Genomic DNA, 25778 nt, shown 5'->3' with positions numbered 1-25778 from the left:
TGCGGAAAGCACACCTCGTGCGACTCTTTTGCGCGCATGCCGTTTTCGTGGCGAAAGCTGGCTGCAGATGACGTAAACCGGCAATCTGCCGGCCCCTCAAGCGAGTTTTCCAGCATGCAAGTTTCCGTTGTTTGTCCGCCAGCCGTCCGCGCGGGCGTTCTGTTCTGCGTCCTCGGAGTGATCGCTGGCTCCAGCGCCTGGGCCCAGGGAGCCGCGAACGATGCGGCCAAGCCCGCCACGGAGCAGTCTGCCGCGCCGACGGCCGAAAAGCCCGTAGAGTCCGAGCCGAAACCCGCGGTTGCTCAAACCAGGCCCGCCGAGCAGCCCTCGGATGCCGCCGGCAAGCTTGCGGCCGAGCCTAAGAAGACGGCCGAGAAGCCCGGCGAGCCAGCCGCTGCGGACACCAAACCCGTTCAGGCCACAGACAGCGCGAGCCAGCAGCCGGCGGACAAAGTATCAACCGAAAAAACCGCGACGGATGCTGCGGCCGAGAGCAAGCCGGCCGAGGCCAAATCCGAGACCAAGGTCGAACCGAACTCCGGCACCGACGTCGGCCAGAAGCCGGCCGTGACCGAGTCGAAACCGGCAGAGCCCGCTCCGGCCGTTCAGCCCGCCGCCGTCGCCAAGGACGCGCCCGCACCGGAGAAAGCCGAAGAGAAGGCTGCGGAGAGCAAGCCCGCAGCCGCGGCGCCCGCCGAAAAGCCGGCTGCCGCCGCCGAGGTGAAGCCCGCGGTTGCGCCGGCCGAGCCCAAGACATCCGCGCCGCCGGCCGCAGTTTCTTCCGCGGCCACGCCGGGGAAGGCGGCTGCGAAGCAGGACACCGCGTCCCCGTCGGCCAAGCCCGGACGGCACGGCCACGCGCATGCCCAACATGCCGAGGACGACGCCAAGCCCGCCAAGCGCGAGCAACGCGTCCGCAAGCCCAAGAGCGAACAGAAGAGCGAAATGAAGCGGGAGGCGAAGAGGCGGGGTGTGAACTGCAAGAGCTTCCGCACCTATGACGCGGAGAAGGGCATCTACCGCGGCTACGACGGGCGCGTTCACACCTGCTCGTAACGGGCCGATAAGGGGCCGATCGGCAAGCGCGCGGATCGGCGGCGGCCAAGACCGCCACCGGTGAGCACGGCCGATCACACCATCAACGCGGCATCGGCGGCTGAATGCCCGAGGTGTTGCGGGTAAAGAGTGTCCCGAACGTCGAGCCCTGCGGCTGCGCCGGCTGCGGCCGGGCCATTCCCGTGGTGGTCCGCTGCTGCGGCGTCACGATGATCTGCTGGGGCGGGCCTGGGGGCACCGTGCCGCGTGCCTGCACCGACTGGTTGGACATTCGTGACACCAGACGCATCAGCTGATCCTGGCCGGCTTGCAGCTGCTCGATGGCGCGGGTGTGATCGCGGCTGGCCTGATCCTGCGTCGACTTGATCTGTTCGATGCCCTGCTGCAGATCGGCGATGTCACGCGCCATCCTCTGCATCAACGTCGCGGGCTCGCGGGGGCCGGTGGTGTCTTCCGCTCCCCTCAGCGAGGCATTCGACATCATGGCATCCTCGCTACCCTGCTGGGCTGACGCCTCGTCCTGCGGAGCTTCGCTGGCGCCCGGCATCCAACGGTCCATCAGCGAGGTGCCGGCGTCGCGCTGCGACCAGGCGACCGAGCCACCGACCAGCACGACCAGCAGAGCGAGACCCACGGCGTTGCGCCCGCGCAGCCTGCCGAGCGGTGCCTTCATCCGCGCCCAGCGGCTGGCCCCGGCGTCTGCCGCCCCGCTCGTGCTCGCTGCCGCCGCGGCATCCGCCGCCACGCCGGGCCTCTCGATCGCCGCGAGCCGCGTATCGATCCGGGTCAGCACCTCACGCAGGACCCGCCGGTACAGTTGATCATAGCTTGTCTTCTCGGGCTTCCCAGGGGCGAGGCCGATCTCGCTCTGATCAATCTGTTGCACGTTCTGTGTGGACTGCATTGCTGATCCCCAAACCCTTGGCCCGCCGCCGACGCCGATGTTCTCTTTGAATTTTCAAACGTGACTCGACCCGCCGCTTTGGCCGAAAGCAAGACAGCGTCGTGACGAGGAGGGGGCCTTTTCGGACCATCTCTCCCTCGCTGCAGCGCCAGTCGATCGCTTCGAGAGGCCTGAATCGCCCTCTTGTTGCGCGCTGCCGAGCCTTCGAGGTACTATCCGACCGATGTTCTTGGGGGGATTGGGGCCGGTGCAAAGCTTGATTGTCATTGCGCGCGCAATGTTGTGCGCAGCGTTCGTCGTCCTGTCCGCTCACGCGCAGGCCGTGCCTCTGGATGAGGCCACGCGCAAGGCTGAACTGATGGCGGCCTGGCAGGCGGCGAGCCAAGCGGGCACCGACGGACCAAGCGACATCGTGCTGATCGACCAGGGCACGCTGAAGCTGCCGGCCGACTACTTCTACGTCCCGAAGAACGAAGGCCTGCGGGTCCTTCGCGCGCTCGGCAACGTCGTCAACGACGCGACCTTCGTCGGGCTGGTCGTCGGCAGACGCCAGAACGACGACTGGATGGTGGTCATCAAGCACATCAAGGAAGGCTACATCAAAGACGACGACGCCAAGAGCTGGAACGCGGACGATCTGCTGAGCAACCTTCGCGCCGGCGCCGACGAGGCGAACAAGGACCGTGCGGCGCGCGGATTTCCGGAAATGGCCGTGGTCGGCTGGGTCGAGCCGCCGGCCTACGACGCCACGACGCATCGTCTCGTCTGGTCGCTGCTCGCCAAGGAGAAGGGCCAGCCCGACGATGCGCCGAAGAACGTCAACTACAACACCTACGCACTCGGGCGTGACGGCTATTTCAGCCTGAACCTCCTGTCCGGCTCGGAGCGGATCGCGGGCGACAAGGCGGTGGCGCACGAGCTGCTGTCCGATCTCTCCTACAATGCCGGCAAGCGTTATGAGGATTTCAGTGCCAGCACGGATCGGATCGCCGAATATGGATTGCTGGCGCTGGTCGGCGGCGTTGCCGCGAAGAAGCTCGGGCTGCTGGCGCTGGCCGGTGCGTTCGTCCTGAAGTTCGCCAAGATCATCATCTTCGCCGTCGTCGGCGCCGGGGCCGCTGTCATGAACTTCCTGCGCCGCAAGCCGCGCGGCGACAACGCGGGCGGGCCGACGTGAAGGCTCTCCTGCTGATCCTGTTCTCCGGCCTGAAATGGGGGAAGCTCGCCATGAGCGGCGGCACGATGCTGCTGTCGCTGGTCGTCTATGCCGGCATCTGGGGCTGGCGCTATGCCGCCGGCTTCATTGCGCTCCTGTTTGCCCATGAGATGGGACACTACGTCGCCGCACGTCAGCGCGGCCTCGACGTCGGCGCTCCCGCCTTCATCCCGTTCGTCGGCGCCTGGATCGCGCTCAAGGAGCAGCCGGTCGACGTCGAGACGGAGGCCTATGTGGCACTCGCCGGTCCGCTAGTCGGGACCGCGGCCGCGCTTGCGGTCTATCTGTGGGCGCGATCGGACGACAGCAATCTGCTGCTTGCGATCGCCTATTCCGGCCTGTTCCTCAACCTGTTCAACCTGCTGCCGATCTCGCCGCTGGACGGCGGCCGCGTCACCAGCGTGCTGAGTCCGCGCATCTGGCTGCTTGGCGTTCCCATGCTGCTGGCCTTGATGCTCTATCGGCCGAGCCCGATGCTGATCATCATCGCCATCCTCGCAGCCCCGCAACTGATGAAGGCCTGGCGCTACGATCCCGGCGCGCCCGAGAACGTCGCCTATTATGGCACGACGCTGCAGACGAAGCTCGAATATGCCGGGACTTATCTCGCGATCGCGGCGCTTCTCGCCGTCATGACCTACGACGTGCACGAGATGCTTGGGCACGTGCGTCAGTTTGGCTGAGTTGAGGTTGCCGCTTCAGTCGAGAAGCTTCATGTAGGTCAAAGGGCACCGCCTCGTCGTAAGGGATCGCCTCGTCGTAAGGACGTGGCCCTCTTCAACTCGGAATATCCGCTGCTGCAATGCAGCGGATATATTTGGTCCGCGCGCAGGAACCATGCAGTCCTGTAAGACATTCCGTGAGCCATGAGCGCGGCGCGCTATCACAATGCGCTGAGCGCAGAGCACGTCTCGGGATGTTCCCTTGCTCACTGGCATGTGGGAGACCAAAGTCGAGCCTGCCCGTCAGAGGCATAAGGATTCGGGAGGTTTCATGATTTCGCTCAAGTCCATCTTGCTTGCGAGCTGCGCAACTGCGCTCGTCTCCTCGGCCGCCTGGGCCGCAGACCCGATCAGGATCGGTGTCATCTCCGAGGCACAGGCCGTCGCCGGCTCGTCGATCGCACCCGCAGCGCAATTGGCCGCCGAGGAGATCAACGCCAAGGGCGGCATCGACGGGCGCAAGATCGAGATCGTCGTCTACGACAATCACTCCTCCTCGGCGGAATCGGTGCGCGCCTTCCAGCGCGCCGTCAGCGAGGACAAGGTCAACGCGGTCATCGCGAGCTACATCTCCGAGGTCGTGCTGGCGCTGGAGCCGTGGGCAGGGCGCCTCAAGACGCTGATGATCACGCCCGGTGCCGCGTCCGACGTCATCACCCAGAACATCGCCAAGAACTACGACCAGCTCAAATACACCTTCCACGGCTATCTGACCTCGACCTCGTTGGCCGGCCTCGTCTGCGACGCGGCCAAGGACCTGCTGGTCGAGCCCTACAAGATGAAGACCGCGGTGATCATGAGCGAGGACGCGGCGTGGACGACGCCGCTCGACGCCGGCTACGAGAAATGCCTGCCGGAGATCGGGCTCAAGGTCGTCGACCATATCCGCATGTCGCCTGACACCACCGACTTCACGCCGATCTTCAACAAGATCGAGGGCCTGAAGCCGGACGTCATGATCACCGGCATCTCGCATGTCGGCACCCAGCCGACCGTGCAGTGGAAGAGCCAGCAGGTGCCGATCCCGATGTTCGGCATTTCCTCGCAGGCGACCAACTCGACCTTCTGGAAAGACACCAACGGCGCCGTCGAGGGCGTCATGTACAATGCCGTGTCGGGACCGGGCGTCGCGGTGACGCCGAAGACGCTGCCGTTCGTGGAGGCCTATCAGAAGAAGTTCGGAAACTTCCCGTCCTATGCCGGCTACACCTCCTATGACGACGTCTACATGATCGCGGATGCGATCCATCGGGCCGGCGGCACCGATCCCGACAAGATGGTCGAGGCGATGGAAGCGACCGACTATGTCGGGACGATCGGCCGCATCGCCTTCAAGCCGAAGGGCGACCCGAACCCGCACGCGCTGCGGACCGGAAAGGGCTACATCACCGGGCTGATGCTGCAATGGCAGAACGGCAAGCAGGTCAACGTCTGGCCCAAGGAGCTCGCCGCCGGCACCGCCACCTGGCCGTCCTTCATCAAGCTCAAGGCGGCCAGCAACTGACGCATCGCGGGCCGCTCCTTCAAGGAGCGGCCCATTTTCTTGGTGCCTCAGTCTGACGTTGCAGGTCGATTTTCAATGCTTTTCTGGCAGATCTTGATCGATGGCTTTGCCATCAGCGCGCTGTATGCCCTCGGCGCGACCGGCTTCACACTGATCTTCGGTGTCTCGGGCGTGCTCAACCTTTCCCACGGCGCCATCATGGTCGGCGCCGCGGTTGCCGCCTGGGCTGCCGCCAGCGAATTCGGTGTCGGGCCCTACACCGGCGCGCTGATCGGAGTCCTCGCCGGCTTCATTTTGGCCTTCGCCACCTACTTCATCGCCGTCAGGCCGATCCAGCGCTCCAAGGTGATTGCTGAATCGGAGAAGGAGATCTTCATCCTGACCGCGACGCTGCTGTGGGGCATCATCATCCAGGAGGCGATCGCCTATTTCTTCACCAACAATGCCAAGACCGTGCTGCCGATCGTCGAGGGCGTCACGACGGTGTTCGGCGTGCGGACGCCGCAAAACGAGTATTTCACCGCCGTGATCTGCTGGGTCGCCATCGGGCTGTTGTGGTTCCTGGTCAACCGCACCAGGCGCGGCAAGGCTGTCATGGCCGCGTCGATGAATCCGCGCGGCGTCACCTTGCTGGGCATCGAACTATCGTCGATCTACCTGACGGTGTGGGCGATCTACGGCCTGCTGGCGGGAGTGGCCGGCATCCTGCTCGGCATGTTCTTGGGGGTCAGCTCCTACAGCGTCGGGCCGTTGACGGCGAGCGCGTTCTCGATCGTCGTGCTCGGCGGCCTCGGCAGCGTGTCGGGCTCCCTGATCGCGGCCTATGTGGTGGGCTATCTCGAGACCGGAACGGCCTATCTGATCTCGCCGGCCTACCGGACGATCCCGGCGCTGCTGCTGCTCGTCGTCGTCATGTATCTGCGCCCGCAAGGGCTGTTCGGACGGAGGTGAGCATGCCTGCATTCGTTACGTCGCGGCTGTTCTGGATCGCGCTCCTGACCGTGATCGTGGCTCTGGTCCTGCCGGCCTACGTCTCGGGCTACGTCCTCGGGCTGCTGACGGTTGCGTACTACACGGCCGTGTTCGCGATGTCCTGGGACCTGCTGTTCGGCTTCGCCGGCGAGGTCAATTTCGGACCGACCTTCCTGATCGGCGTCGGCGCCTATACGGCCGGCATTCTCGATGCGCACTTCTCGCCGGGCCTGTCGATCTGGCTGTGCATCGCCGCCGGCGCCCTGGCGGCGGTCGTCGGCGGCGTCGTGCTGGCGCTGCCGGCGCTGCGCGTCAGCGGGCCGTATTTTGGCCTGACGACGCTGGTCGCCGTGCTGATGCTGCAGAACTTCATCGTCGTCGCCGCGGGGCTGACCGGCGGCGAGATCGGCCTCGCCGTGCCGGACGTGATCTCGATCGACGCCAAGACCAACTACTGGATCGCGCTCGGCTTCATGCTGGTGAGCGGTGCGATCCTGTTCGGCTTGTCGCGCAGCGCCATCGGGCTGATCCTGCAGGCGAGCGGGCAGGACAAGATCCAGGCCGGCGCGCTCGGCTTCAATGTCACCAAGCACAAGCTCGCCGCCTTCGTCGTCAGCGCGTTCTTCTCCGGGCTCGCCGGCGCACTGATGGTGTTCTACATGGGCACCGCCTCGGTCTCGACCTTTGTCGATGTCGGCGTCGGCGTGCAGATCATCATCGCCGCGGTGCTCGGCGGCCGCCGCACCGTCATCGGCGCCGCGATCGGCGCGATCTTCCTGATCGGCATGGGCGAGCTGCTGCGGCCGCTCGGCGAGCTCGCCACCCTGATCGTCTCGGTGATCGCGCTCGTGGTCATCCTGTTCTTCCCCGACGGTTTCCTCGGCATGATCAGGGGAGGGGCCAAGGCGTGACGCAAGGCATGAGCGGCGCTCCGATGCTGGAAGTCAGCGGCCTCACCAAGCGCTTCGGCGGCCTCGTCGCCGTCAAGAATTTGAGCTTCTCGATCCATCCCGGCGAGATCCTCGGCCTGATTGGGCCGAACGGCTCGGGCAAGTCGACCGCAATGAAGAGCGTCATGGGCGTCGAGCGGCCGACCGCGGGCTCGGTCAGGCTCGACGGCATCGAGCTCGCCGGCCTGCCGTCGCACCGCATCGCGCGCATGGGCGTCGGGCTGGTGTTCCAGCATTCGCGGCCGCTGGCGCGCCAGACCGTGCTGGAGAACATCAAGGTCGCGCTGCTGCCGGACAAGCTGACGCGGCTGTTCGCCGACAAGGACGTCGATGCGCGCGCACGCGCGATCGCCGAGCGCGTCGGCCTCGGCGGCGTCATCGACCGGCGGCCGCCGACGCTGGCATTTGCCGATCTGCGCCGGCTCGAGCTTGCGAAGGCGGTGGCGCGCAGCCCGAAGCTGGTGCTGGTCGACGAACCCTTCGCCGGCCTCACGGCGTCCGAGGTCGCCGACTTCTCCGAGCTCATCCGCGAATTCCGCGACGACGGCCACGCGGTGCTGCTGGTCGACCACAACGTCAAGAGCGTGTCGGCGCTGGTCGACCGCGTGCTCGCGATGTATCTCGGCGAGAAGATCGCCGAGGGCAGGGCGACCGAGGTGATGCAGGACGAGACCGTCCGCCGGGTCTATCTCGGCGGCGCGCTGGTCTCGACCGCGCGGCCGGAGGGGAGCTTCAAGGACGTCACGCCGGCGCTGCAGGTCGACAAGGTCGGCGTGCTCTACGGCAAGGCGCAGGCGCTGCAGGACGTTTCGCTGCACGTCCATGAGGGCGAGTTCGTCTCGGTCGTCGGCCTCAACGGCGCCGGCAAGACGACGCTGTTCAACGCGATCTCGGGCCTGGTGCCGTATTCGGGCGACGTGAAGTGGGCAGGGCGCAGCCTTGCCGGCGGCACGGCGGCGCAGATCGCGCGATCCGGCATCGTGCAGTGTCCGGAAACGCGCGAATTGTTCGGCGACATGAGCGTGCGCGAAAATCTCGAGCTCGGCGGCAATGCGCTGTCCGACGCCGAGCGTGCCGAGCGGCTCGAATGGCTATTCGGCCTGTTTCCGATCCTCAAGTCGCGGCAGCCGCAGCTGGCGCGCACGCTGTCCGGCGGCGAGCAGCAGATGCTGGCGATCGCGCGCGCACTGATGATGAAGCCGAAGCTCCTGATCCTCGACGAGCCGACGCTCGGACTTGCGCCGGTGATCCTGGAGACGTTGTCGAAGGCGCTCGATCGACTGCGCGAGACCACCAAGATCACGGTGCTGCTCGGCGAACAGAACGTCACCTTCGCGCTCCCGCACGCCGACCGCGTCTACGTGCTCGATCATGCCAAGATCGTCTGGGAAGGCCCGCCGGATCGGTTCGAGGCCGAAGCCGCGGCGAACTATCTGTGAGGGACGGGGGCAGGGAGCAGGGGCGTCCCTGCTCCCTGCCCGGATCTCATGAGTTCGGAGCTACGGGAAACGAGGCGGGCGCGCCTGTGGCGGCCGGGGCGCAAGGCGCGCCGCGGCGCCGACGGTCGTCGGCTCGGTCTTCGCTGCGCGGAACGCGCGTGCGAGCTGGTCCTGGCTGGCCTGCAGCTGTTCGATCGCCCTGGCGTGATCGCGGTTGGCCTGCTCCTGGCTGGACTTGAACTCCTGAAACCCGCTCTGCAGTTCGGCCACGTCATGCGCGATCTTGTCGATCAGCGGCGCGACGTCCCGGTCGGGAGCAGAGGGCACGTCATGCTCCGGCGTAGCCTCCGCCATCGCGGAGGATGGATCGCTGGCGCGCGTTGACGTCGATGCCGATGACGTCTCCGGTGTTGGTGAAACGGATGGTGATGGTGAGGCAGGGGCCGTCTCGGCCGCACTCGATCCGTTCGCCGCCGTCTCCAGTGCCACCACCGGCGGATTCGCCGCCTGAGCATTCTCACGCCGGATGGATTGAACCGCCGCTTCGATCCGGTCGGTGACGGAGGTGATGGTCTCGGTATGGTCCCGCGCCAGGGTGATGGCAGCGCCGATGAGCCCGGCCGACGCCATCAGCGTGATCATGGCCCGCAATACGGGCCGGCGCCGGGCCGGAGGAGGCGTTTCCACGTGTTCGCTGCCTGCAGCGGGTTCGATAGCCTCGACCGCATCAGCGGCGGCCTGGGCCTCGATGTCGGCGATCCGCTGATCGATACGTGCGCGCACCTCGGCCAGCACCCGCTGATAGATCTCCTCGCAGACAGCGTCGTCAGGCGGCAGCGCGACATCACCCGGATCAACTTCCTTCGACGTCGACTGAACTGGCATGTCTTCGGATCCCATTCACGATACGCCCGTGCCCAATCCTGAAGGATGCGGTTTTGACCTCTGGGCTTTGACCAAACGAAGACTGCGGGGTGACGAGGCGGGGGCGATTTCGCACAGGCGCCGACGTGCGCTGGGCGGGCCGATGTGCGGCTTCCACCGTCAGGCAGTCGCCCATAGCCTATTCGCATAAGGTATATTATGGAATATTTATATGCGTAGCGAGTTCAACGACTTGGCGCCAAATCCTCGAATTTGCGGCAGCCGCGGGCCCTTCAGAACCCCCGGCCAGCCCGAGCTGACGGGCGTTCGCCATAGCCGAGACTCGCGCTGCGCATGACCTGCTGCGAACGCCGATATTGCTGCTGCGGCCCATCGCTGCAATAAGCGCAGACGACGTCGCTGATGTCGCTGGATTCGTCCGGCGATGCTTGCGGCGGCGCGATGCAACAAGAAGAAGCTTCTCCAGGGAGAAACGAGCATGAGCCTGTCACGACGCGCGCTGTTGAAGGCCTCCGCGGCGACAGCCGTACTGGGTGGAATTGGCACCGTCGCAGCGCCGCATGTGGCGCGCGCGCAGAGCGCCGAGTTCACCTACAAATACGCCAACAACCTGCCCGACTCCCATCCGCTCAACGTCCGCGCCAAGGAGATGGCGGCGGCGATCAAGGCCGAGACCGCCGGCAAGTTCGACCTGCAGATCTTCCCGAACAACCAGCTCGGTTCCGACACGGACATGCTGAGCCAGATCCGCTCCGGCGGCGTCGAGTTCTTCACGCTGTCCGGCCTGATCCTGGCGACCCTGGTGCCGGCCGCGTCGATCAACGGCATCGGCTTCGCGTTCCCGGACTACGACACGGTCTGGAAGGCCATGGACGGCGATCTCGGCGCCTACGTGCGCGGCCAGATCAACAAGGCCGGCCTCGTGGTCATGGACAAGATCTGGGACAACGGCTTCCGTCAGACGACGTCGTCGACCAAGCCGATCAATGGGCCCGACGATCTCAAGGGCTTCAAGATCCGCGTGCCGGTGTCGCCGCTGTGGACCTCGATGTTCAAGGCGTTCGAGGCCGCGCCCGCCTCGATCAATTTCAGCGAGGTCTATTCGGCGCTGCAGACCAAGGTGGTCGAGGGCCAGGAAAACCCGCTGGCGATCATCTCGACCGCCAAGCTCTACGAGGTACAGAAATACTGCTCGCTGACCAACCACATGTGGGACGGCTTCTGGTTCCTGGCGAACCGCCGCGCCTGGGAGGCCGTGCCGGCCGACATGCGCGCGATCGTCGCCAAGCACATCAACGCGGCCGCCGTGAAGGAGCGTGAGGACGTCGCCAAGCTCAATGCTGGCCTGCAAGCAGAGCTCGCGTCGAAGGGCCTGACCTTCAATCAGCCCAACGTCGCGCCGTTCCGCGACAAGCTGCGTACCGCCGGCTTCTATGCCGAGTGGAGGGGCAAATATGGCGACGAGGCCTGGGCGCTCCTGGAAAAGGCCGTCGGCAAGCTGTCGTAACCTCGAGCGTGATCCGGAAAAGTGGGACCGGTTTTCCGAAACGATCATGCTCAAAACAAGAATGACGTAGACGCGTTCGGGTGACGTCATGGCGCATGCCGAGTTCACGGAAATTGCGATCAGCGAGGTGGTCATCGAGATCCCTCGCCGCCGGTCCTGGCTCGATGGCTTGGATGCCTTGCTGGGTCTCCTGGTCGAGATCCCAGCCGCGCTGCTGGTCGTGGCCGAGATCGTCATCCTGTTCGCGGGCGTCGTGGCGCGCTATGTCCTGCACCGGCCGCTGATCTGGTCGGACGAGCTGGCCTCGATCCTGTTCCTGTGGCTCGCGATGCTCGGCGCTGCGGTTGCGTTCCGCCGCGGCGAGCACATGCGGATGACGGCAATGGTGGCGCGCGCCAGCCCCGGCTTGCGCGCCTATCTCGATCTGGTCGCCACCGCCGCGGCGCTGGCGTTCCTGGTCATGATCGTCTGGCCGTCCTGGGAGTACGCCTACGAGGAAAGCTTCATCACGACGCCGGCGCTGCAGATCGAAAACATCTGGCGCGCCGCCGCGCTGCCGGTCGGCATCGGACTGATGGCGCTGTTCGCCCTCATCCGTCTCGCCCGCACGGCCAGCGTCAGGATGATGCTGCTGGCTGTCGTCTCTATCGCAGCGATCATCGCGCTGTTCTGGGTGGCGCAGCCGCTGCTGAAGCCGCTCGGCAACATCAACCTCGTGATCTTCTTCGTCGGCGTGGTCGGCTTGTGCGTCTTCGCCGGCGTGCCGATCGCGTTCGCCTTCGGGCTCGCGATCTTCGGCTATCTGGCGTTGACGACGCGTACGCCGCTGATGGTGCTGGTCGGGCGCATGGACGAGGGCATGAGCCATCTCATCCTGCTGTCGGTGCCGCTGTTCGTCTTTCTCGGATTGCTGATCGAAATGACCGGCATGGCCCGCGCCATGGTCGCGTTCCTGGCGAGCCTCTTGGGTCACGTCCGCGGCGGGCTACATTACGTGCTGGTCGGCGCGATGTATCTCGTCTCGGGCATTTCCGGCGCCAAGGCGGCCGACATGGCGGCGGTCGCGCCGGTGCTGTTTCCGGAGATGAAGGCGCGCGGCGCCAAGCCCGGCGATCTCGTCGCCCTGCTCGCCGCCACCGGCGCACAGACCGAGACAATCCCGCCGAGCCTGGTGCTGATCACGATCGGCTCCGTCACCGGCGTCTCGATCGCGGCGCTGTTCACCGGCGGCCTGCTGCCGGGCGTGGTGCTGGCGATCACGCTGTGCGCGCTGGTGTGGTGGCGTTACCGCAACGAGGACATGAGCGGTGTCCGCCGCGCGACCGGAGCCGAGATCGGCAAGGCCTTCATCGTCTCGCTCCCTGCCCTGGCCCTGCCCTTCGTGATCCGCGCTGCCGTCGTCGAGGGCGTCGCGACGGCGACGGAGGTCTCGACCATCGGCATCGTCTATGGCGTGCTGGCGGGCCTGCTGGTCTATCGCCGCTTCGACTGGCGCCGGCTGATGCCGATGCTGATCGAAACGGCGGCGCTGTCCGGCGCCATCCTGCTGATCATCGGGACGGCGACCGGCATGGCCTGGGGCCTGACGCAGTCCGGCTTCTCACGCGCGCTGGCGGCGGCGATGACCGGGCTGCCGGGCGGCCCGGCGACGTTCATCGCGGTCTCGATCGTCGCCTTCACGATCCTGGGCAGCGTGCTCGAGGGCATCCCGGCGATCGTGCTGTTCGGGCCGCTGCTGTTTCCGATCGCGCGTGCCGTCGGCGTGCACGAGGTGCATTATGCCATGGTGATCATCCTGGCGATGGGAATTGGTCTGTTCGCACCGCCGTTCGGGGTCGGATATTACGCCGCCTGCGCGATCGGCCGGGTCGATCCCGCGGAGGGCATCCGCCCGATCTGGGGCTACCTGCTGGCGCTTCTCATCGGCCTCGTCATCGTTGCGATTTTTCCGTGGATTTCGATCGGGTTCCTGTAAACTCTTCAGATGACGAGGGAGGGTGGTGATGAGCACGAACCAGTATCAGCTCGGTCTGGACAAGACGCCGGCCAACTACGTGCCGCTGACCCCGCTCAGCTTCCTGGCGCGCAGCGCGGCCGTCTATCCCGACCACGTCAGCACGGTCTATGAAGGCCGCAGCTTCACCTGGCGCCAGACCTATGACCGCTGCCGGCGCTTCGCGTCGTACCTCGCGGGCCGCGGCATCGGCGTCGGCGACACCGTGGCGGCGATGCTACCGAACATCCCGGCGATGAACGAGGCGCATTTTGCCGTGCCGATGGCCGGCGCCGTGCTCAACACGCTCAACATCCGGCTCGATGCGTCCTCGATCGCGTTTCAGCTCGACCACGGCCAGGCCAAGATCGTCCTGGTCGATCCGGAATTCTCCGGCGTGATCAGCGAGGCGCTGAAGCTGATGAGCGGCGCAAAGCCGTTCGTGATCGACGTCGACGACGCCTCCTATGCCGGCGGCAGCCGCATCGGGGAGATCGAGTACGAAGCCGCCGTCGCCTCGGGCGATCCCAGCTTCGAGCCGCGCCGTCCCACCGACGAATGGGACGCGATCGCGATGAGCTATACGTCTGGCACGACGGGCAATCCCAAGGGCGTCGTCACCCATCACCGCGGCGCGTACCTCAACGCCGTCAGCAACATCCTCGCCGGCGGGCTCGGCCAGCATCCGGTCTATCTCTGGACCCTGCCGATGTTCCACTGCAACGGCTGGTGCTTCCCCTGGACCATGGCCGCCGCGGCCGGCGTCAATGTCTGCCTGCGCAAGGTCGAGCCGACCAGGATCTTCGAGCTGATCAAGACCCACGGCGTGACGCATATGTGCGGCGCGCCGATCGTCTACAACGTCCTGATCAACGCGCCCGACGCGCCCAAGGGCAAGCGCGACAAGCCGGTGGTGGGGCTGATCGCGGGCGCCGCGCCGCCGGTCGCCGTGCTCGAAGGTGCCGAGAGCATCGGCATCAAGCTGACGCATGTCTACGGCCTGACCGAGGTCTACGGCCCCGCCTCGGTCTGCGCCGAGCAGCCCGGCTGGGACGACCTGCCGGCGCCTGAGCGCGCGCGGCTGAAGCGGCGCCAGGGCGTGCCCTATCCGCTGCAGGAAGCCGTCACCGTGCTCAATCCGGAGACGATGCAGGAGGTGCCGCGCGACGGCGAGACCATCGGCGAGGTGATGTTCCGCGGCAACATCGTCATGAAGGGCTATCTCAAGAACGAGAAGGCGACGCAGGAAGCCTTTGCCGGTGGTTGGTTCCACACCGGCGACCTCGGCGTGCTCGACGAGCACGGCTACGTCATCATCAAGGACCGCTCCAAGGACATCATCATCTCCGGCGGCGAGAACATCTCCTCCGTCGAGGTCGAGGACATCCTCTACAAGCACCCCGCCGTGATGTTCGCGGCCGTCGTCGCCAAGCCCGATCCAAAATGGGGCGAAGTCCCCTGTGCCTTCGTCGAGCTGAAGGACGGCGCGCACGCGACCGAGGCCGAGATCATCGCCTATTGCCGCAGCCACCTGTCCGGCTTCAAGACGCCGAAGGTCGTGGTGTTCGGCACGATCCCGAAGACGTCGACCGGCAAGATCCAAAAATTCCTGCTGCGCAACGAGGTCAACTCGGCGAAGGCGATCTCCGCGTAGAGGCGATCGCAACATCATCGCGTCATTGCGAGCGCAGCGAAGCAATCCAGGGCGTCACCAGGACTCTGGATTGCTTCGCTGCTGTTCAGCCCGGAGACATAGATTACACCTGTTCGGGGACATAGTTGACAGTTTTGGGGTCGCGCAGATCAATCGCTGCGATCTGATGTGCGGCAAAGAAAATTCCGAACTTTCCGTCGGCACTGAGTGGCCGGATAGCCAGCCGCTCACCTCGGAAGGCTTGCGGGACTTTCCAGAGCCGCCCCTCGAAACTGACGTAGGCCTTCGTGCTCGACACGGAACGGATGCTCTCACCCTCGTCGTATTCGACGATCGGAAGCCGGTCTGGCATCGCACGTTGGCTCGGTTGATAGCGGCTTGCCGGCACGTCGAAGTTCAAGGCCTCGTGCGGCCGGTCGAGATTGTAGATGGAGCGCCATCCGTCGAGTGCCCGCTGGACATCGGGAAGATCACGGTAGCGCCTGAAGGCAAACACCTCGGCCTTCAGACTACGGTGGAAGCGTTCGTTCTTGCCGCGGCTCTGAGGATGGTAGGGCCGGCTGTGGATCGTTCGAACGCCGAGCTTCAGAAGCCAGACCGTCAACGCGGTCCAGGGGTCTTCGAGGGTAAATCCCCAGGGGCCACCATTGTCGACGAACATCGCATCCGGCAGTCCATAACGGCGGAACGTCGTCTCCAAATGTCCTTTGACCGTAGAGCCGCGCTCGTTGTCACAAGCCGCCAGGCACAACGAGAAGCGGGAGTGATCGTCCAACGCTGTCAGCGGATGACAGGACACACCGTTCTCCAGCGCACTGTGCCCCTTGAAGTCCATCTGCCACAGCTGATTGGGCGCATCCTTCTCGAACCGCGTGTAGGGCTGTCCGGGCGCGCCTGCAGGCTCGACCACTCGATCGTAGCGGCGCAGGATGGTGTGCACGGTAGATATCGCCGGGACAGCTTGACCATCACGCTCAAGACACCGTGCGAGCTTGCGCGCGCCCCAGGCCGGGTGAGCATCGCGCAATGCGACAATCTGCTGCTCGGTCGCAGCCGCGGTGCGCTCCGGACTTCGATGAGGCCGCCGCGACCGATCCGCCAGCGCCGTGTCCCCAGCGTCATGCCGCTGGATCCATTTGTAGCCCGTCTGAGGGCTGATGCCGAACCGCCGACACAGCTCCCGCCGGTTCGCCCCTTCCTGCTTGGCAAGCATCACAAACTCTCGTCGCTGGTCCATGACAGACACCTCTCGCCACGGCATCGCTCGCCCCTCTGCTTGACGAATCGAGCCGATTTTGAAGTGTCAACCATCTCCCCGAACACCCGTCAGCTATGTCCCCGGGCTGAACACTGCGCTCGCAATGACGAGAATTAGAGCTGCCGTCGAAGCTGCGGAATAACGAATTTGGCGACGAGCGGCGCGAGCGCGAGATGCTTGGCGGGATGATCAAGGTCGCACCAAGCCAGTTCGGCGATCTCACGCGACGTCTTTGGTTCATTCCTCAGCGAAACGCGATAGACCCGCGCGACGACCCGATGGTCGGGTTCGTTGGCAGCATCGGCTTCAAAGGTGCCGAGATGCGTGGCCGGATCGAGCGCCTGAGTGCCCAACTCCTCCTCGATTTCCCGGAACAGGCATTCACGATCGCTTTCGCCCGGTTCGAGCTTTCCGCCAGGAAGCATGAAGACCGCCGTGCCTCGCTTGCGCACGAGCAGCAGACGTCCTTGCGACACGACGGCCGCCGCGGCGACGTTGAAAGTCTTGGACGATTGCGACATGGTGTTGATCAATATTCCACTGAATTTGCGGAGCAGGGATCAGGCGTCCCTGCTCTTCTCCGGATAATATTGCGGCGCCTCGCGGCGGTCATACATGCCGTAATTGCGGGTGACTTCGACGACGCGAATGCTGTCGGCACCCGGTTCGGCGAGTAGTCGTTCGCTCAGCGCGATGCCGGTCGCCTCGTCCGGCAGCTCGACCAAATGCGCGAAGCGGCCCTCGCGATAGACGCTGGAGAAGCTCGCGACCGGCAGGTCCTTCACGCCGCTCAATTGCGGGGCCGCCGTCTCGACGGCCAGCACATAGGTCGGCGCACGCCGCTTCGGATCGTTGTAGGTGCCACGCCGCTCCGGCTGCCACGCCGCCTGCCCCGGCCTCACCTCGTGGACCAACTCCGCGACGCGCAGGCGGTAGTCGGAGAACACCTTGTCGCGGCCGAGGGTCTGGATGTCGTGATGATGGGCATGGACGCGCCAGGCGGTCATGGCGCCCTCGTCCTGCCAGATCTGGTAGGACAGGATCAGATTGTCGCGCGACAGGCTCCGGAAGCGGTCGAGGAACAGGCAGCCGCCGAGCGCATCGAGCTCGGGCCGCAGCGCCGCGGCGAGTTGCAGATACTGGTCGAGGCGGCCCGGCTTGACCTCGACCTCGAAGAACAGCGACAGCATGGCAGCGTCTCCGTGTTTTTGGACGTCGGCTGAACTTCAAACGCGGTGGCCATCGCAGCCGGCCGCGCATGAAGGTCATTGCGAGCGAAGCGAGGCAATCCAGAAGCATTCCGACGACTCTGGATTGCTTCGTCGCCTTCGGCTTTTCTCAATGACGGCCTTGGCCGACGGACGATCGCCCTACCCGACCTCCAGCCGCATCCCGTCATAGGCCGGCACCACGCCCGCCGGCAGGCTCTGGCGCAGCACCTCGTAGTCGAGATCGGCGGTCATGTTGGTGATGACGGCGCGCTTCGGCTTGAAGCGCTCGATCCAGGCCAGAGCGTCGTTGACCGAGAAATGGCTCGGATGCGAGGCAGGGCGCAGGCCGTCGACGATCCAGAGGTCGAGATCCTCCAGCGCGCCCCAGCTCTCCTCGGGGATGTCGTTGAGGTCCGGCGTGTAGGCGGCGTTGCCGATGCGATAGCCCAACGCGGGGATGTTGCCGTGCTGGACCAGGAACGCCGTCAGCCTCAGCTCGCCGCCCTTGCCTTCCACCGCCTGGGTCTCGCCCGCCTCGATCGCGTGCTGGGTCAGGATCGGCGGATAGTCGCTTCCCGGTGGCGAGATGAAGCAATAGGAGAACCGGTGCATGATGTCATTCGCGGTCGACTGGTTCAGGTAGACCGGAATGCGCCGCCGCTGATGCATCACCACCGAGCGCAGATCGTCGATGCCGTGGGTCTGGTCAGCATGCTCGTGCGTCAGGAATACCGCGTCGATGTGATCGACGTTGGTGTCGATCAACTGCTCGCGCAGATCCGGCGACGTGTCGATCACGACCCGCGTGACGCCATGGGCTCCGCGGCGCTCAGCCAGGAGCGAGCAGCGCCTGCGGCGGTTCTTCGGGTTGTTGGGATCGCAGGCGCCCCACCCCAGCGCCGGGCGCGGCACGCCGGCCGAGGAGCCGCAGCCGAGGATGGTGAGCGTCAGCGTCATGCAGCCTCCTTTGGCCGCGGCACCTTGGAGAACAGCTTGAAGAAGGTCTCGGTGGTCTGGCGCGAGAATTCCTCGAACGAGACGCCGCGGGTCTCCGCCAGCACCTTCGCGGTCTCGACGACGTAGGCCGGCTCGTTGCGCTTGCCGCGGAACTTGCCGGGCGCGAGATACGGCGCGTCGGTCTCGACCATGATGCGGTCGGCCGGCACCTCGGCGGCCAGCGCGCGAAGTGCGTCCGACTTCTTGAACGTCACGATGCCCGTGAACGAGATGTGCAGTCCGAGGTCGATCGCCTTCATCGCCAGCTCACGCCCGCCGGTGTAGCAATGCAGCACGGCCTGGAAAGGTCCGCGCGCCATCTCCTCCTCGAGGATGCGGCTGCACTGCTCGTCCGCTTCGCGGGTGTGGATCACCAGCGGCAGGCCGGTTTCGCGGGCGGCTGCGATATGCGCGCGAAACCCGCGCTCTTGGGCGTCCTTCGAGCCGTGATCATAGAAGTTGTCGAGTCCGGCCTCGCCGAGCGCGACCACCTTGGGGTGATCGGTCAGCGCGATCAGCTCCTCGGCCGGAATGCCGTCCTCCTCGTCCGCATTGTGCGGATGGGTGCCGACCGAGCAGAACACGTTCTCGAACCGCTCGGCGATGGCGAGCAGCTCAGGAAGCCGGCGCACCCGCGTCGAGATCGTCACCATGCGGCCGACGCCGGCGGCGGCGGCACGCGTGACGATGCCATCCAGATCCTCGGCGAAATCCGGAAAATCCAGATGGCAATGGCTGTCGACCAGCATCACGCCGCCGTCGGCTCGATGTAGCGCGGGAACACCGCCTGCGGTGCCGGCAGCTGCGTGCCAGCCGCAATCCGGACGTCGCCGCCGAGTCGCGCAAAATTCCGTTCGTCCTCGGGAATGCCGAGGCTGTCGAGCAGCTTTGCCGACGCGGCCGGCATCACCGGCTGGGTCAGGATCGCGACCTGACGGATGACCTCGGCGGTGACATAGAGCACCGTATGCTGGCGCTGCGGATCGGTCTTCGCCAGCGCCCACGGCGCCTCGCCCGCGAAATAGCGGTTGGCCTCGGCCACGACCGACCAGACCGCATTGAGCCATTGGTGGATCTGCTGCGTCGCCATGGCTTTCCGCGCCGCGCCGATCATCGCATCGGCCTCCGCCAGGATCGCCTTGTCATTGGCCGAGAACTCGCCGGGCTCCGGCAGCACGCCGCCGAGCTGCTTTGCGATCATCGACAGCGAGCGCTGTGCGAGGTTGCCGAGGTCGTTGGCGAGATCGGCGTTGATGCGCGCGACGATCGCCTCGTGATTGTAGTTGCCGTCCTGGCCGAACGGCACTTCGCGCAGGAAGAAATAGCGCAGCTGGTCGACGCCATACTGGTCGGCAAGATTGAACGGATCGACGACGTTGCCGACCGATTTCGACATCTTCTCGCCCCTGTTGAACAGGAAGCCGTGGGCATAGACCCGCTTCGGCACGGGCACGCCCGCCGACATCAGGAACGCCGGCCAGTACACCGCATGGAAGCGGATGATGTCCTTGCCGATGACGTGCACGTCGGCAGGCCAGTATTTCCAGTTTGCATCGCTCTCGTCGGGAAAGCCGACGCCGGTGATGTAGTTGGTCAGCGCGTCGACCCAGACATACATCACGTGCTCCTCGTCATGAGGCACACGGACGCCCCAATCGAAGGTGGTGCGCGAGATCGACAGGTCCTTCAACCCGCCCCTGACGAAGCTGATGATCTCGTTGCGGCGCGCATCCGGCCCAATGAAATCGGGCTGGCTCTCATAGAGCGCGAGCAGCTTCTCCTGATAGGCCGACAGCCGGAAGAAATAGCTCTTCTCCTCGACCCACTCCACCGGCGTGCCCTGCGGTCCGCGGCGGACGTTGTCCTCGCCGACGACGGTCTCGTCCTCGGCGTAATAGGCCTCGTCGCGTACCGAGTACCAACCCGCATAGCTGTCGGCATAGATGTCGCCATTCTCGCGCATGCGGTTCCAGATCGCCTGGACGGAGCGATGATGCGCGGGCTCGGTGGTGCGGATGAAGCGGTCGAACGAGACGTTCAGCCGCTCGTCCATCTCGCGGAACCGGCCGGCATTGCGGGTCGCGAGTTCGGACGGCGTCATGCCCTCGTTCTGCGCGGTCTGCACCATCTTCAGACCGTGCTCGTCGGTGCCGGTCAGGAAGTACACGTCCTTGCCGTCGAGCCGCGCAAAGCGCGCGATGGCGTCGGTCGCGATCGCCTCATAGGCGTGGCCGATATGCGGATTGCCGTTGGGATAGGCGATCGCTGTCGTGACGTAGAAGGTGTTCTTATCGACGGGAGCTGCGGCGACCTGCACTACGATCTCGTCGATCTCGACGACCACGGCCTCGACCTTCGGCTTGCGCGGTGCCTTCGGCTTCGCGGCGCGTGGCGGCTTCGGCGCTTCAACGATGGCCGGCGCGACCTTCTTCGGTGCAGCCGGCTGTTTCGGAGCGGCGGGCTTCCTCGCGGCCGAAGGCTTGTTCGTTGCTGCCGCGGGCTTGGCGGCCGTCTTCTTGGCCGGCGGTGTGGCGGGCTTTGCCCCGGCCTTCTTGGCTGGAGCCTTCACAGCTTTCTTGACCGCCTTCTTGGCGGCGCTCTTCGACGCTTTCTTGGCCGCGCTCGCCGCCGGGGCTTTGCTCTTGGCTTTCGCGGGCGCCGTCTTGGATTTGGCGGTCTTTTTCTTGGCGTCCTTGTCCTTCGCCGCCTTCGCCTTGGCGACGCTGGCCTTGCCCTTCGCAGGCCCCTTGGCGGCAGCCTTCTTCGCGCCGCTCTTGCTCGCGGGCTTGCCCTTCTTCACGCTTGTCTTGCTGGCCTTCGCCACGGCAGATTCCTCTTTGACGACGTCGGTCGACGGATTGATCCTGATGATCCCGGGATGATGGTCGGCGCGGTTACTGCGTGGCTTCGGCGAGCATCCCGAACACCGAGAAAACCAGCGGTTTTCGCTCCAGATTATAGGATTCGGTGTCGCGCGCGGCGCGGACGATCTTTTCCCATACCTCCGCCAGCCGTGCAAGGCGCGGCAGTTCCGCGTTCGGATCTGCGGCCCGCAGCCGCTCCGCCACCCAGCGCTCGATGCTGTCGAGGAAGCTCGCCAGCGCGACGCGGTCGCTGGTGCCGAGCGCATCGCCCAGGGCGTGCAGCTCGCCCGGGTCGATCCGGGGCAGGCTCGCGAGCAGCGCGGCGGTCCGGGTCTGCAGCTGCAGCCCGTCGCCGCCCAACAGCATGAGGGTCCGGGCGACGCTGCCCTCGGAGGCCCTGGCGGCCTCGCGCAGCGCCGGATCGGCTCCGTCCATTCCGGTGGCCTCGGCCGCGGCGCTGACGACGTCGTCGGTGGACAACGCCCGCAGCGCCAGCCGGCGGCAGCGCGACTTGATGGTGGCGAGCACCCGCGCCGGGGCGTTGCTGACCAGCAGGAACAGCGACTGCTGCGGCGGCTCCTCGAGGATCTTGAGCAGCGCGTTGGCGGCGTTCGGATTGAGCTCGTCGACGGTGTCGACGATGCACACCCGCCAGCCCTCGACCGCCGCCGTCGAGCCGAAGAACGAGATCGTCTCACGGGTCTCGTCCACGGTGATGACGGTGCGCAGGACGCCCTTGTCGTTGGCCGAGCGCTCCAAGGTGAGCAGCCCGCCATGAGCCTCGGAGGCGATCAGGCGCGCGACGTGGTCCTCCGCGTCGACGTACAACGAATCGGCGGCACGCACCTCGGCGGTGGTGGGATCGCGGTGGGCCAGCACGAAGCGCGCCATGCGGTAGGCCAAGGTGGCCTTGCCGATGCCTTGTGGGCCGCCGATCAGCCAGGCATGCGCCATCCGTCCGCTGCGGTAGGCGGACAGCAGCGCCGCCTCGGCGTCGCGATGCCCGAACAAGGCGGTGGTTTCGCGTGGATGGCGGACCGCGATCTCCGGCTCGACCTTGCGTGCGCTCATGACGCCGCCGCCACTTCCGTGAACAGGCGCTCGCGCACGGCGTCCCAAACGAGCTGCGAGACCGTTTCCGCGCTCGCCGTAGCGTCGATCAGCACGCAGCGCCGGGGATCCTCGGCCGCGATCTTGTGAAAGGCGTCGCGCAGCCCCTTGTGGAACTTGATGTCTTCGCCTTCGAACCGGTCCGGGGTTCCGGCGCCGCGCCGCGCCCCGGCACGCTGCAGACCGATCTCGACGGGAACATCGAGGATGAGGGTCAGATCCGGCTTGAGGTCGCCGATCGTGACCCGCTGCATCGCATTGAGCACGTCCGGCGCGACCTTCCCCTGGCTGCCCTGGTAGGCCCGGGTCGAATCGAAGAAGCGATCGCACAGCACCCAGCTGCCCTGGTTCAGCGCCGGCAGAATCACGTTGCGGACATGGTCGTCCCGCGCGGCCGCGAACAGCAGCGTCTCGGCCTCCGGGCCCAGCAGCTTGCCCATGCCCGACAGCACAAGGTGGCGCATGATCTCCGCGCCCGGCGATCCCCCGGGCTCGCGGGTCAGCACCAGGCGCACACCCTCTTTCTGCAGATGGTCCGCCAGCATCTTGATCTGCGTCGATTTTCCGGCGCCCTCGCCACCCTCGAAGGTGACGAATCGGCCGCGGCCAGGACCACGTTTCAAAGCTGCTTCCGCCATGTCTCTAGAGCTTCTCGGCCCCGGCGCGGAACATCCCGATCACGAGCTCGCTGACCCCATCGATCGCACGCCGCATCGTGGATCCCCTGCTCACCGCCTCCGCAGCATAGACAGGGGCCTCCATGGCGATATTGGGGCCGCGCCAGACCCTGACAACCCCGACCTTCTGCCCGGGCTCGATGGGAGCCCTGACCGGGCCGCTGTAGACGATGCGGGCGATCAGCTTGTCGCCGCCGTTCTTCTGCACCATGACCTTGACCGGCACCGGGCTCGACAGCTTGACCGAGCGGCTCTCGCCGCCGAACACCTTGGCGTAGCCGATCGGCTGCTCCGCGGCGAACAGGGTACGGGTCTCGAAATTGCGGAAGCCCCATTCCAGCATCTTCTTGGCCTCTGTGGCGCGGTCCTCGGAATCTTCCAGGCCATTGACGACCACGATCAGCCGCGTGCCGTTCTGCACGGCCGAGCCGACCATGCCGTAGCCGCCTTCCTTGGTGAAACCCGTCTTGAGGCCGTCGGCGCCTTCCATCGCGTTCAAGAGCGGGTTGCGGTTCTGCTGGCGGATCTTGTTCCAGGTGAACTCCTTATCGCCGAAGATCTTATAGAACTCCGGGAAATCCAGGATGATGTGCCGGGCGAGCATGGCGAGCTCGCGCACCGTCATCTTGTTGCCGGGATCGGGCAGCCCGTTGGAATTGGCGAAGGTCGATTTGGTGAGGCCGAGCTCGCGCGCCCGCTTGGTCATGTAGTCGGCGGCGAAGATCTTCTCGTTGCCGGCCATGCCCTCGGCAAGCGCGATGCAGGCGTCGTTGCCGCTCTGGATGATCGCGCCATGCAGGAGGTCGCTCACCGACACCTTGCTGTTGAGCGCGGCGAACATCGTCGAGGTGCCGGAGGGCGCCCCACCCCGGCGCCAGGCATTCTCGCTGATGCGGTATTCGTCGTTGAGCTTGATCGTGCCCTCCTTGACGGCGTTGAACACCACCTCGGCGGTCATCAGCTTCATCATGCTGGAGGGCGCCCGCAGCTCGTCCGCGTTCTTCTCGAACAGCACACTGCCGCTGTTGGCCTCGATCAGGATCGCGGTCGGCGCATCGCCGTCGAAGCCGCCATCCTCCTTGCGCGCGCCCTGGACGCTCTGGTTGGCGGCGTACAGCGCGCCGCTCCAGCCGACGGCAACCGCCACCGTCAAGGCGATGAGCGCACGCGTCGCCCGTCCGGACGTGAAACCGGAGCGGCGCAGCGGTAAGGTCATGAAATTCATCGGCTAAGCTCTGGAGCGCACTGGGATTCTAGCAGTTGCGGGGGACGCAAACAACTCGGCAATCCCGCGGATGCGTCCGCTGTCCCGTGGATTTGCACGGCCCGTCGCGCGGTGCGATAGGTCGAGCGCCGGCAATCAACACGGCCAACTCGAAAATCGAGCGATCGAGGGTGGAAACAGTGTCATCGACGCGGATCATCAAGGCCAACGGAATCGAGCTGTTCGTGCGCGAACAGGGCGAAGGCCCCCTCGTGGTGCTGTGCCACGGCTGGCCCGAACTGTCTTATTCGTGGCGGCACCAGATCCCGGCCCTCGCCGCCGCCGGCTATCGCGTCGTGGCGCCCGACATGCGCGGGTTCGGCCGCTCGCAGGCGCCTGAGGATATCGGCGCCTATACCATCTTCGACACGGTCGGCGACATGGTCGGACTGGTCGGGGCGCTCGGCGAGCGTCAGGCCGTCATCATCGGCCACGACTGGGGCGCGCCGGTGGCCTGGCATGCGGCGCTGTTCCGGCCGGACGTGTTCACGGCCGTCGCGGGCTTGAGCGTCCCTTCCCCGTTTCGCGGTCGCGCCCGGCCGCTCGACACGCTCAGTGCCGGCGGCATCGAGAACTTCTACTGGCAGTATTTTCAAACGCCCGGCGTGGCGGAGGCCGAGCTCGAGCGTGACGTGGCGCTGACGATGCGCACGATGCTGGCGCGCGGATTCTCCGATCCGCAGTCGCTGTTCGTCGCACCGGACAAAGGCTTTCTCGGCGACGTCGCCCCCGATCTGCCTTTGCCTGCGTGGCTGAGCGAGGACGATCTCGCCGAGTTCGTCGCGGCTTACGGCGCCTCCGGCTTCCGCGGTGGCCTGAACTGGTACCGCAACATCGATCGCAACTGGGAGCTCACCGCGCCGTGGCAGGACGCGCAGATCCGCCAGCCGTCGCTGTTCATCGCCGGCAGCGCGGACGCCGTCGTCACCGGGCTGATCGGCGCCAAGCGCGTCCAGGACATGGCGCGAGTTCTGCCGGATCTGCGGCGCAAGCTGATCATCGAGGGGGCCGGGCACTGGATCCAGCAGGAACGCTCTGCCGAGGTGAATGCGGCGCTGATCGCGTTCCTGCGCGAGGTGGCTCCTGCTCGCTAGCGCGCGAGCGGCAGCTCCATCATGCGATGCGACGCCATCGCCTCGTCCGCCACATCGCGGAACCCCAGCCGCACGTAGAACCGGATCGCGTCCTCATTCGTCGTCGCGACCGCGAGCGAGAGCACGTCGGCGCCCTGCTCCCGTGCCGCCGTTGCGACCGCCTGCATGATCTCGCGTCCGACACCGGCGTTGCGCGCGCCCGGCAGCAGCGCGAGGTCGACCACGTGCCATCGCGACGCCGCGCGGTCGAGCAGCAGCCGCCCGACCGGCGCGGCATCGCGGAGAATGATCAGCGACTGCGCTGCCGGACATTGCGCCGCGTGGCCCGCGACCTGGGCGCGATATTGCTGCGCCAGCACGAGATCGAGCATCGCCGGCGGCAGACCGGCCGCGGCGAGCTGCGCACCTCTGACGGAGCCAAATAGGTCGCGCAGGAACGGCTCGTCGGCGGTCTCGGCGGGCCGCAGCCGCAAGCGAACATCCCGCGAGACGATCTCGCTCC

23 protein-coding genes are annotated in these 25778 nt (G+C 66.0%); 11 read left to right on the top strand and 12 right to left on the bottom strand.

Translation table 11 applies throughout. The annotated features are described in order from the left end of the window. The first annotated feature begins 36 nt into the window (after positions 1-36). On the top strand, positions 37-1056 hold the full coding sequence (locus QX073_RS06730; RefSeq protein WP_316206949.1) for a hypothetical protein: 1020 nt from the start codon (positions 37-39) through the stop codon (positions 1054-1056). Between the two features lie 82 nt (positions 1057-1138). Here the strand turns inward: QX073_RS06730 and QX073_RS06725 are convergent, their stop codons facing one another. Continuing rightward, positions 1139-1960, bottom strand: a complete 822-nt coding sequence (locus QX073_RS06725) for a hypothetical protein (protein WP_315711919.1) — start codon at positions 1958-1960, stop codon at positions 1139-1141. A 247-nt stretch (positions 1961-2207) separates the two neighbouring features. Between QX073_RS06725 and QX073_RS06720 the strand changes: the two genes are divergently transcribed. From QX073_RS06720 to QX073_RS06695, 6 genes are all read left to right on the top strand, one after another. Next, the gene (locus tag QX073_RS06720; protein WP_316225482.1) at positions 2208-3137 is read left to right on the top strand and encodes a DUF2167 domain-containing protein; all 930 of its coding nucleotides are present in this window, start codon (positions 2208-2210) and stop codon (positions 3135-3137) included. Next, entirely contained in the window at positions 3134-3859 is a 726-nt protein-coding gene (locus tag QX073_RS06715) for a site-2 protease family protein (RefSeq protein ID WP_315751551.1), read from the top strand. The genes QX073_RS06720 and QX073_RS06715 overlap by 4 nt, the downstream gene beginning before the upstream one ends. Positions 3860-4169: 310 nt before the next feature. Next, entirely contained in the window at positions 4170-5402 is a 1233-nt protein-coding gene (locus tag QX073_RS06710) for an ABC transporter substrate-binding protein (protein ID WP_315711922.1), read from the top strand. A 75-nt stretch (positions 5403-5477) separates the two neighbouring features. After that, a complete protein-coding gene (locus QX073_RS06705) occupies positions 5478-6353 on the top strand; it encodes a branched-chain amino acid ABC transporter permease (RefSeq protein ID WP_315711923.1) in 876 nt (291 codons plus the stop codon). A 2-nt stretch (positions 6354-6355) separates the two neighbouring features. Then, positions 6356-7285 carry a branched-chain amino acid ABC transporter permease gene (locus QX073_RS06700; RefSeq protein ID WP_315751553.1) on the top strand — a complete coding sequence of 310 codons (930 nt, stop codon included), beginning with the start codon at positions 6356-6358 and terminating at the stop codon, positions 7283-7285. 8 nt (positions 7286-7293) lie between these two features. After that, positions 7294-8763: an ATP-binding cassette domain-containing protein gene (locus QX073_RS06695; RefSeq protein ID WP_315711925.1), complete on the top strand. Its 1470-nt coding sequence runs from the start codon at positions 7294-7296 to the stop codon at positions 8761-8763. Between the two features lie 60 nt (positions 8764-8823). Here QX073_RS06695 and QX073_RS06690 read toward each other — a convergent pair whose 3' ends face one another. Further along, the gene (locus tag QX073_RS06690; RefSeq protein ID WP_315827608.1) at positions 8824-9663 is read right to left on the bottom strand and encodes a hypothetical protein; all 840 of its coding nucleotides are present in this window, start codon (positions 9661-9663) and stop codon (positions 8824-8826) included. A 463-nt stretch (positions 9664-10126) separates the two neighbouring features. Here QX073_RS06690 and QX073_RS06685 point away from each other — a divergent pair, with 463 nt between their 5' ends. The 3 genes from QX073_RS06685 to QX073_RS06675 all read left to right on the top strand — a co-directional run bounded on the left by QX073_RS06685 (position 10127) and on the right by QX073_RS06675 (position 14802). Then, positions 10127-11155, top strand: a complete 1029-nt coding sequence (locus tag QX073_RS06685) for a TRAP transporter substrate-binding protein (protein ID WP_316225481.1) — start codon at positions 10127-10129, stop codon at positions 11153-11155. 88 nt (positions 11156-11243) lie between these two features. Continuing rightward, the gene (locus QX073_RS06680) at positions 11244-13130 is read left to right on the top strand and encodes a TRAP transporter large permease subunit (RefSeq protein WP_316225480.1); all 1887 of its coding nucleotides are present in this window, start codon (positions 11244-11246) and stop codon (positions 13128-13130) included. Positions 13131-13158: 28 nt separating this feature from the next. Then, positions 13159-14802, top strand: coding sequence for an acyl-CoA synthetase (locus QX073_RS06675; protein WP_316225479.1), 1644 nt, complete (start codon positions 13159-13161; stop codon positions 14800-14802). Between the two features lie 103 nt (positions 14803-14905). Here QX073_RS06675 and QX073_RS06670 read toward each other — a convergent pair whose 3' ends face one another. From QX073_RS06670 to QX073_RS06630, 9 genes are all read right to left on the bottom strand, one after another. Then, on the bottom strand, positions 14906-16063 hold the full coding sequence (locus QX073_RS06670) for an IS481 family transposase (protein ID WP_316171311.1): 1158 nt from the start codon (positions 16061-16063) through the stop codon (positions 14906-14908). A 110-nt stretch (positions 16064-16173) separates the two neighbouring features. After that, positions 16174-16581, bottom strand: a complete 408-nt coding sequence (locus tag QX073_RS06665; protein ID WP_315827611.1) for an NUDIX domain-containing protein — start codon at positions 16579-16581, stop codon at positions 16174-16176. Positions 16582-16620: 39 nt separating this feature from the next. Continuing rightward, the gene (locus QX073_RS06660) at positions 16621-17250 is read right to left on the bottom strand and encodes an antibiotic biosynthesis monooxygenase family protein (protein ID WP_316225478.1); all 630 of its coding nucleotides are present in this window, start codon (positions 17248-17250) and stop codon (positions 16621-16623) included. 180 nt (positions 17251-17430) lie between these two features. After that, positions 17431-18228, bottom strand: coding sequence for an MBL fold metallo-hydrolase (locus QX073_RS06655; RefSeq protein ID WP_316225477.1), 798 nt, complete (start codon positions 18226-18228; stop codon positions 17431-17433). Further along, positions 18225-19016, bottom strand: a complete 792-nt coding sequence (locus tag QX073_RS06650) for a TatD family hydrolase (protein ID WP_315827614.1) — start codon at positions 19014-19016, stop codon at positions 18225-18227. The genes QX073_RS06655 and QX073_RS06650 overlap by 4 nt, the downstream gene beginning before the upstream one ends. Continuing rightward, positions 19016-21091 carry a methionine--tRNA ligase gene (metG, locus tag QX073_RS06645; RefSeq protein ID WP_316225476.1) on the bottom strand — a complete coding sequence of 692 codons (2076 nt, stop codon included), beginning with the start codon at positions 21089-21091 and terminating at the stop codon, positions 19016-19018. Before metG ends, QX073_RS06650 begins: the two co-directional genes overlap by 1 nt. Before the next feature lie 70 nt (positions 21092-21161). Next, positions 21162-22202 carry a DNA polymerase III subunit delta' gene (locus QX073_RS06640; protein ID WP_316225475.1) on the bottom strand — a complete coding sequence of 347 codons (1041 nt, stop codon included), beginning with the start codon at positions 22200-22202 and terminating at the stop codon, positions 21162-21164. Beyond that, positions 22199-22879, bottom strand: coding sequence for a dTMP kinase (gene tmk, locus QX073_RS06635; protein WP_315827617.1), 681 nt, complete (start codon positions 22877-22879; stop codon positions 22199-22201). Before tmk ends, QX073_RS06640 begins: the two co-directional genes overlap by 4 nt. 4 nt (positions 22880-22883) lie before the next feature. Then, complete coding sequence (locus QX073_RS06630; protein ID WP_315827618.1) at positions 22884-24143, bottom strand: D-alanyl-D-alanine carboxypeptidase family protein; 1260 nt, start codon at positions 24141-24143, stop codon at positions 22884-22886. 179 nt (positions 24144-24322) lie between these two features. Between QX073_RS06630 and QX073_RS06625 the strand changes: the two genes are divergently transcribed. Continuing rightward, positions 24323-25276 carry an alpha/beta hydrolase gene (locus QX073_RS06625; RefSeq protein WP_316167972.1) on the top strand — a complete coding sequence of 318 codons (954 nt, stop codon included), beginning with the start codon at positions 24323-24325 and terminating at the stop codon, positions 25274-25276. On the opposite strand, the gene QX073_RS06620 is transcribed toward QX073_RS06625, so the two are convergent. Then, entirely contained in the window at positions 25273-25749 is a 477-nt protein-coding gene (locus QX073_RS06620) for a GNAT family N-acetyltransferase (protein ID WP_315711946.1), read from the bottom strand. The two genes, QX073_RS06625 and QX073_RS06620, sit on opposite strands and share 4 nt — an antisense overlap. Positions 25750-25778 lie beyond the last annotated feature (29 nt).

Origin of the sequence: Bradyrhizobium sp. SZCCHNS3052 (genome assembly GCF_032484495.1) — a bacterium.
In the GTDB taxonomy this organism is placed as follows: Bacteria; Pseudomonadota; Alphaproteobacteria; order Rhizobiales; family Xanthobacteraceae; genus Bradyrhizobium.
This window is presented reverse-complemented; position numbering and strand designations above follow the sequence as displayed.

Coding starts and splice junctions, on each gene's coding strand:
- QX073_RS06630 (WP_315827618.1), bottom strand. CDS start 24,143: ATGAATTTCATGACCTTACCGCTGCGCCGCTCCGGTTTCACGTCCGGA.
- QX073_RS06685 (WP_316225481.1), top strand. CDS start 10,127: ATGAGCCTGTCACGACGCGCGCTGTTGAAGGCCTCCGCGGCGACAGCC.
- tmk (WP_315827617.1), bottom strand. CDS start 22,879: ATGGCGGAAGCAGCTTTGAAACGTGGTCCTGGCCGCGGCCGATTCGTC.
- QX073_RS06665 (WP_315827611.1), bottom strand. CDS start 16,581: ATGTCGCAATCGTCCAAGACTTTCAACGTCGCCGCGGCGGCCGTCGTG.
- QX073_RS06725 (WP_315711919.1), bottom strand. CDS start 1,960: ATGCAGTCCACACAGAACGTGCAACAGATTGATCAGAGCGAGATCGGC.
- QX073_RS06650 (WP_315827614.1), bottom strand. CDS start 19,016: ATGCTGGTCGACAGCCATTGCCATCTGGATTTTCCGGATTTCGCCGAG.
- QX073_RS06655 (WP_316225477.1), bottom strand. CDS start 18,228: ATGACGCTGACGCTCACCATCCTCGGCTGCGGCTCCTCGGCCGGCGTG.
- QX073_RS06670 (WP_316171311.1), bottom strand. CDS start 16,063: ATGCCGTGGCGAGAGGTGTCTGTCATGGACCAGCGACGAGAGTTTGTG.
- QX073_RS06690 (WP_315827608.1), bottom strand. CDS start 9,663: ATGGGATCCGAAGACATGCCAGTTCAGTCGACGTCGAAGGAAGTTGAT.
- QX073_RS06695 (WP_315711925.1), top strand. CDS start 7,294: ATGAGCGGCGCTCCGATGCTGGAAGTCAGCGGCCTCACCAAGCGCTTC.
- QX073_RS06660 (WP_316225478.1), bottom strand. CDS start 17,250: ATGCTGTCGCTGTTCTTCGAGGTCGAGGTCAAGCCGGGCCGCCTCGAC.
- QX073_RS06680 (WP_316225480.1), top strand. CDS start 11,244: ATGGCGCATGCCGAGTTCACGGAAATTGCGATCAGCGAGGTGGTCATC.
- QX073_RS06640 (WP_316225475.1), bottom strand. CDS start 22,202: ATGAGCGCACGCAAGGTCGAGCCGGAGATCGCGGTCCGCCATCCACGC.
- QX073_RS06705 (WP_315711923.1), top strand. CDS start 5,478: ATGCTTTTCTGGCAGATCTTGATCGATGGCTTTGCCATCAGCGCGCTG.
- QX073_RS06730 (WP_316206949.1), top strand. CDS start 37: ATGCCGTTTTCGTGGCGAAAGCTGGCTGCAGATGACGTAAACCGGCAA.
- QX073_RS06710 (WP_315711922.1), top strand. CDS start 4,170: ATGATTTCGCTCAAGTCCATCTTGCTTGCGAGCTGCGCAACTGCGCTC.
- QX073_RS06700 (WP_315751553.1), top strand. CDS start 6,356: ATGCCTGCATTCGTTACGTCGCGGCTGTTCTGGATCGCGCTCCTGACC.
- QX073_RS06675 (WP_316225479.1), top strand. CDS start 13,159: ATGAGCACGAACCAGTATCAGCTCGGTCTGGACAAGACGCCGGCCAAC.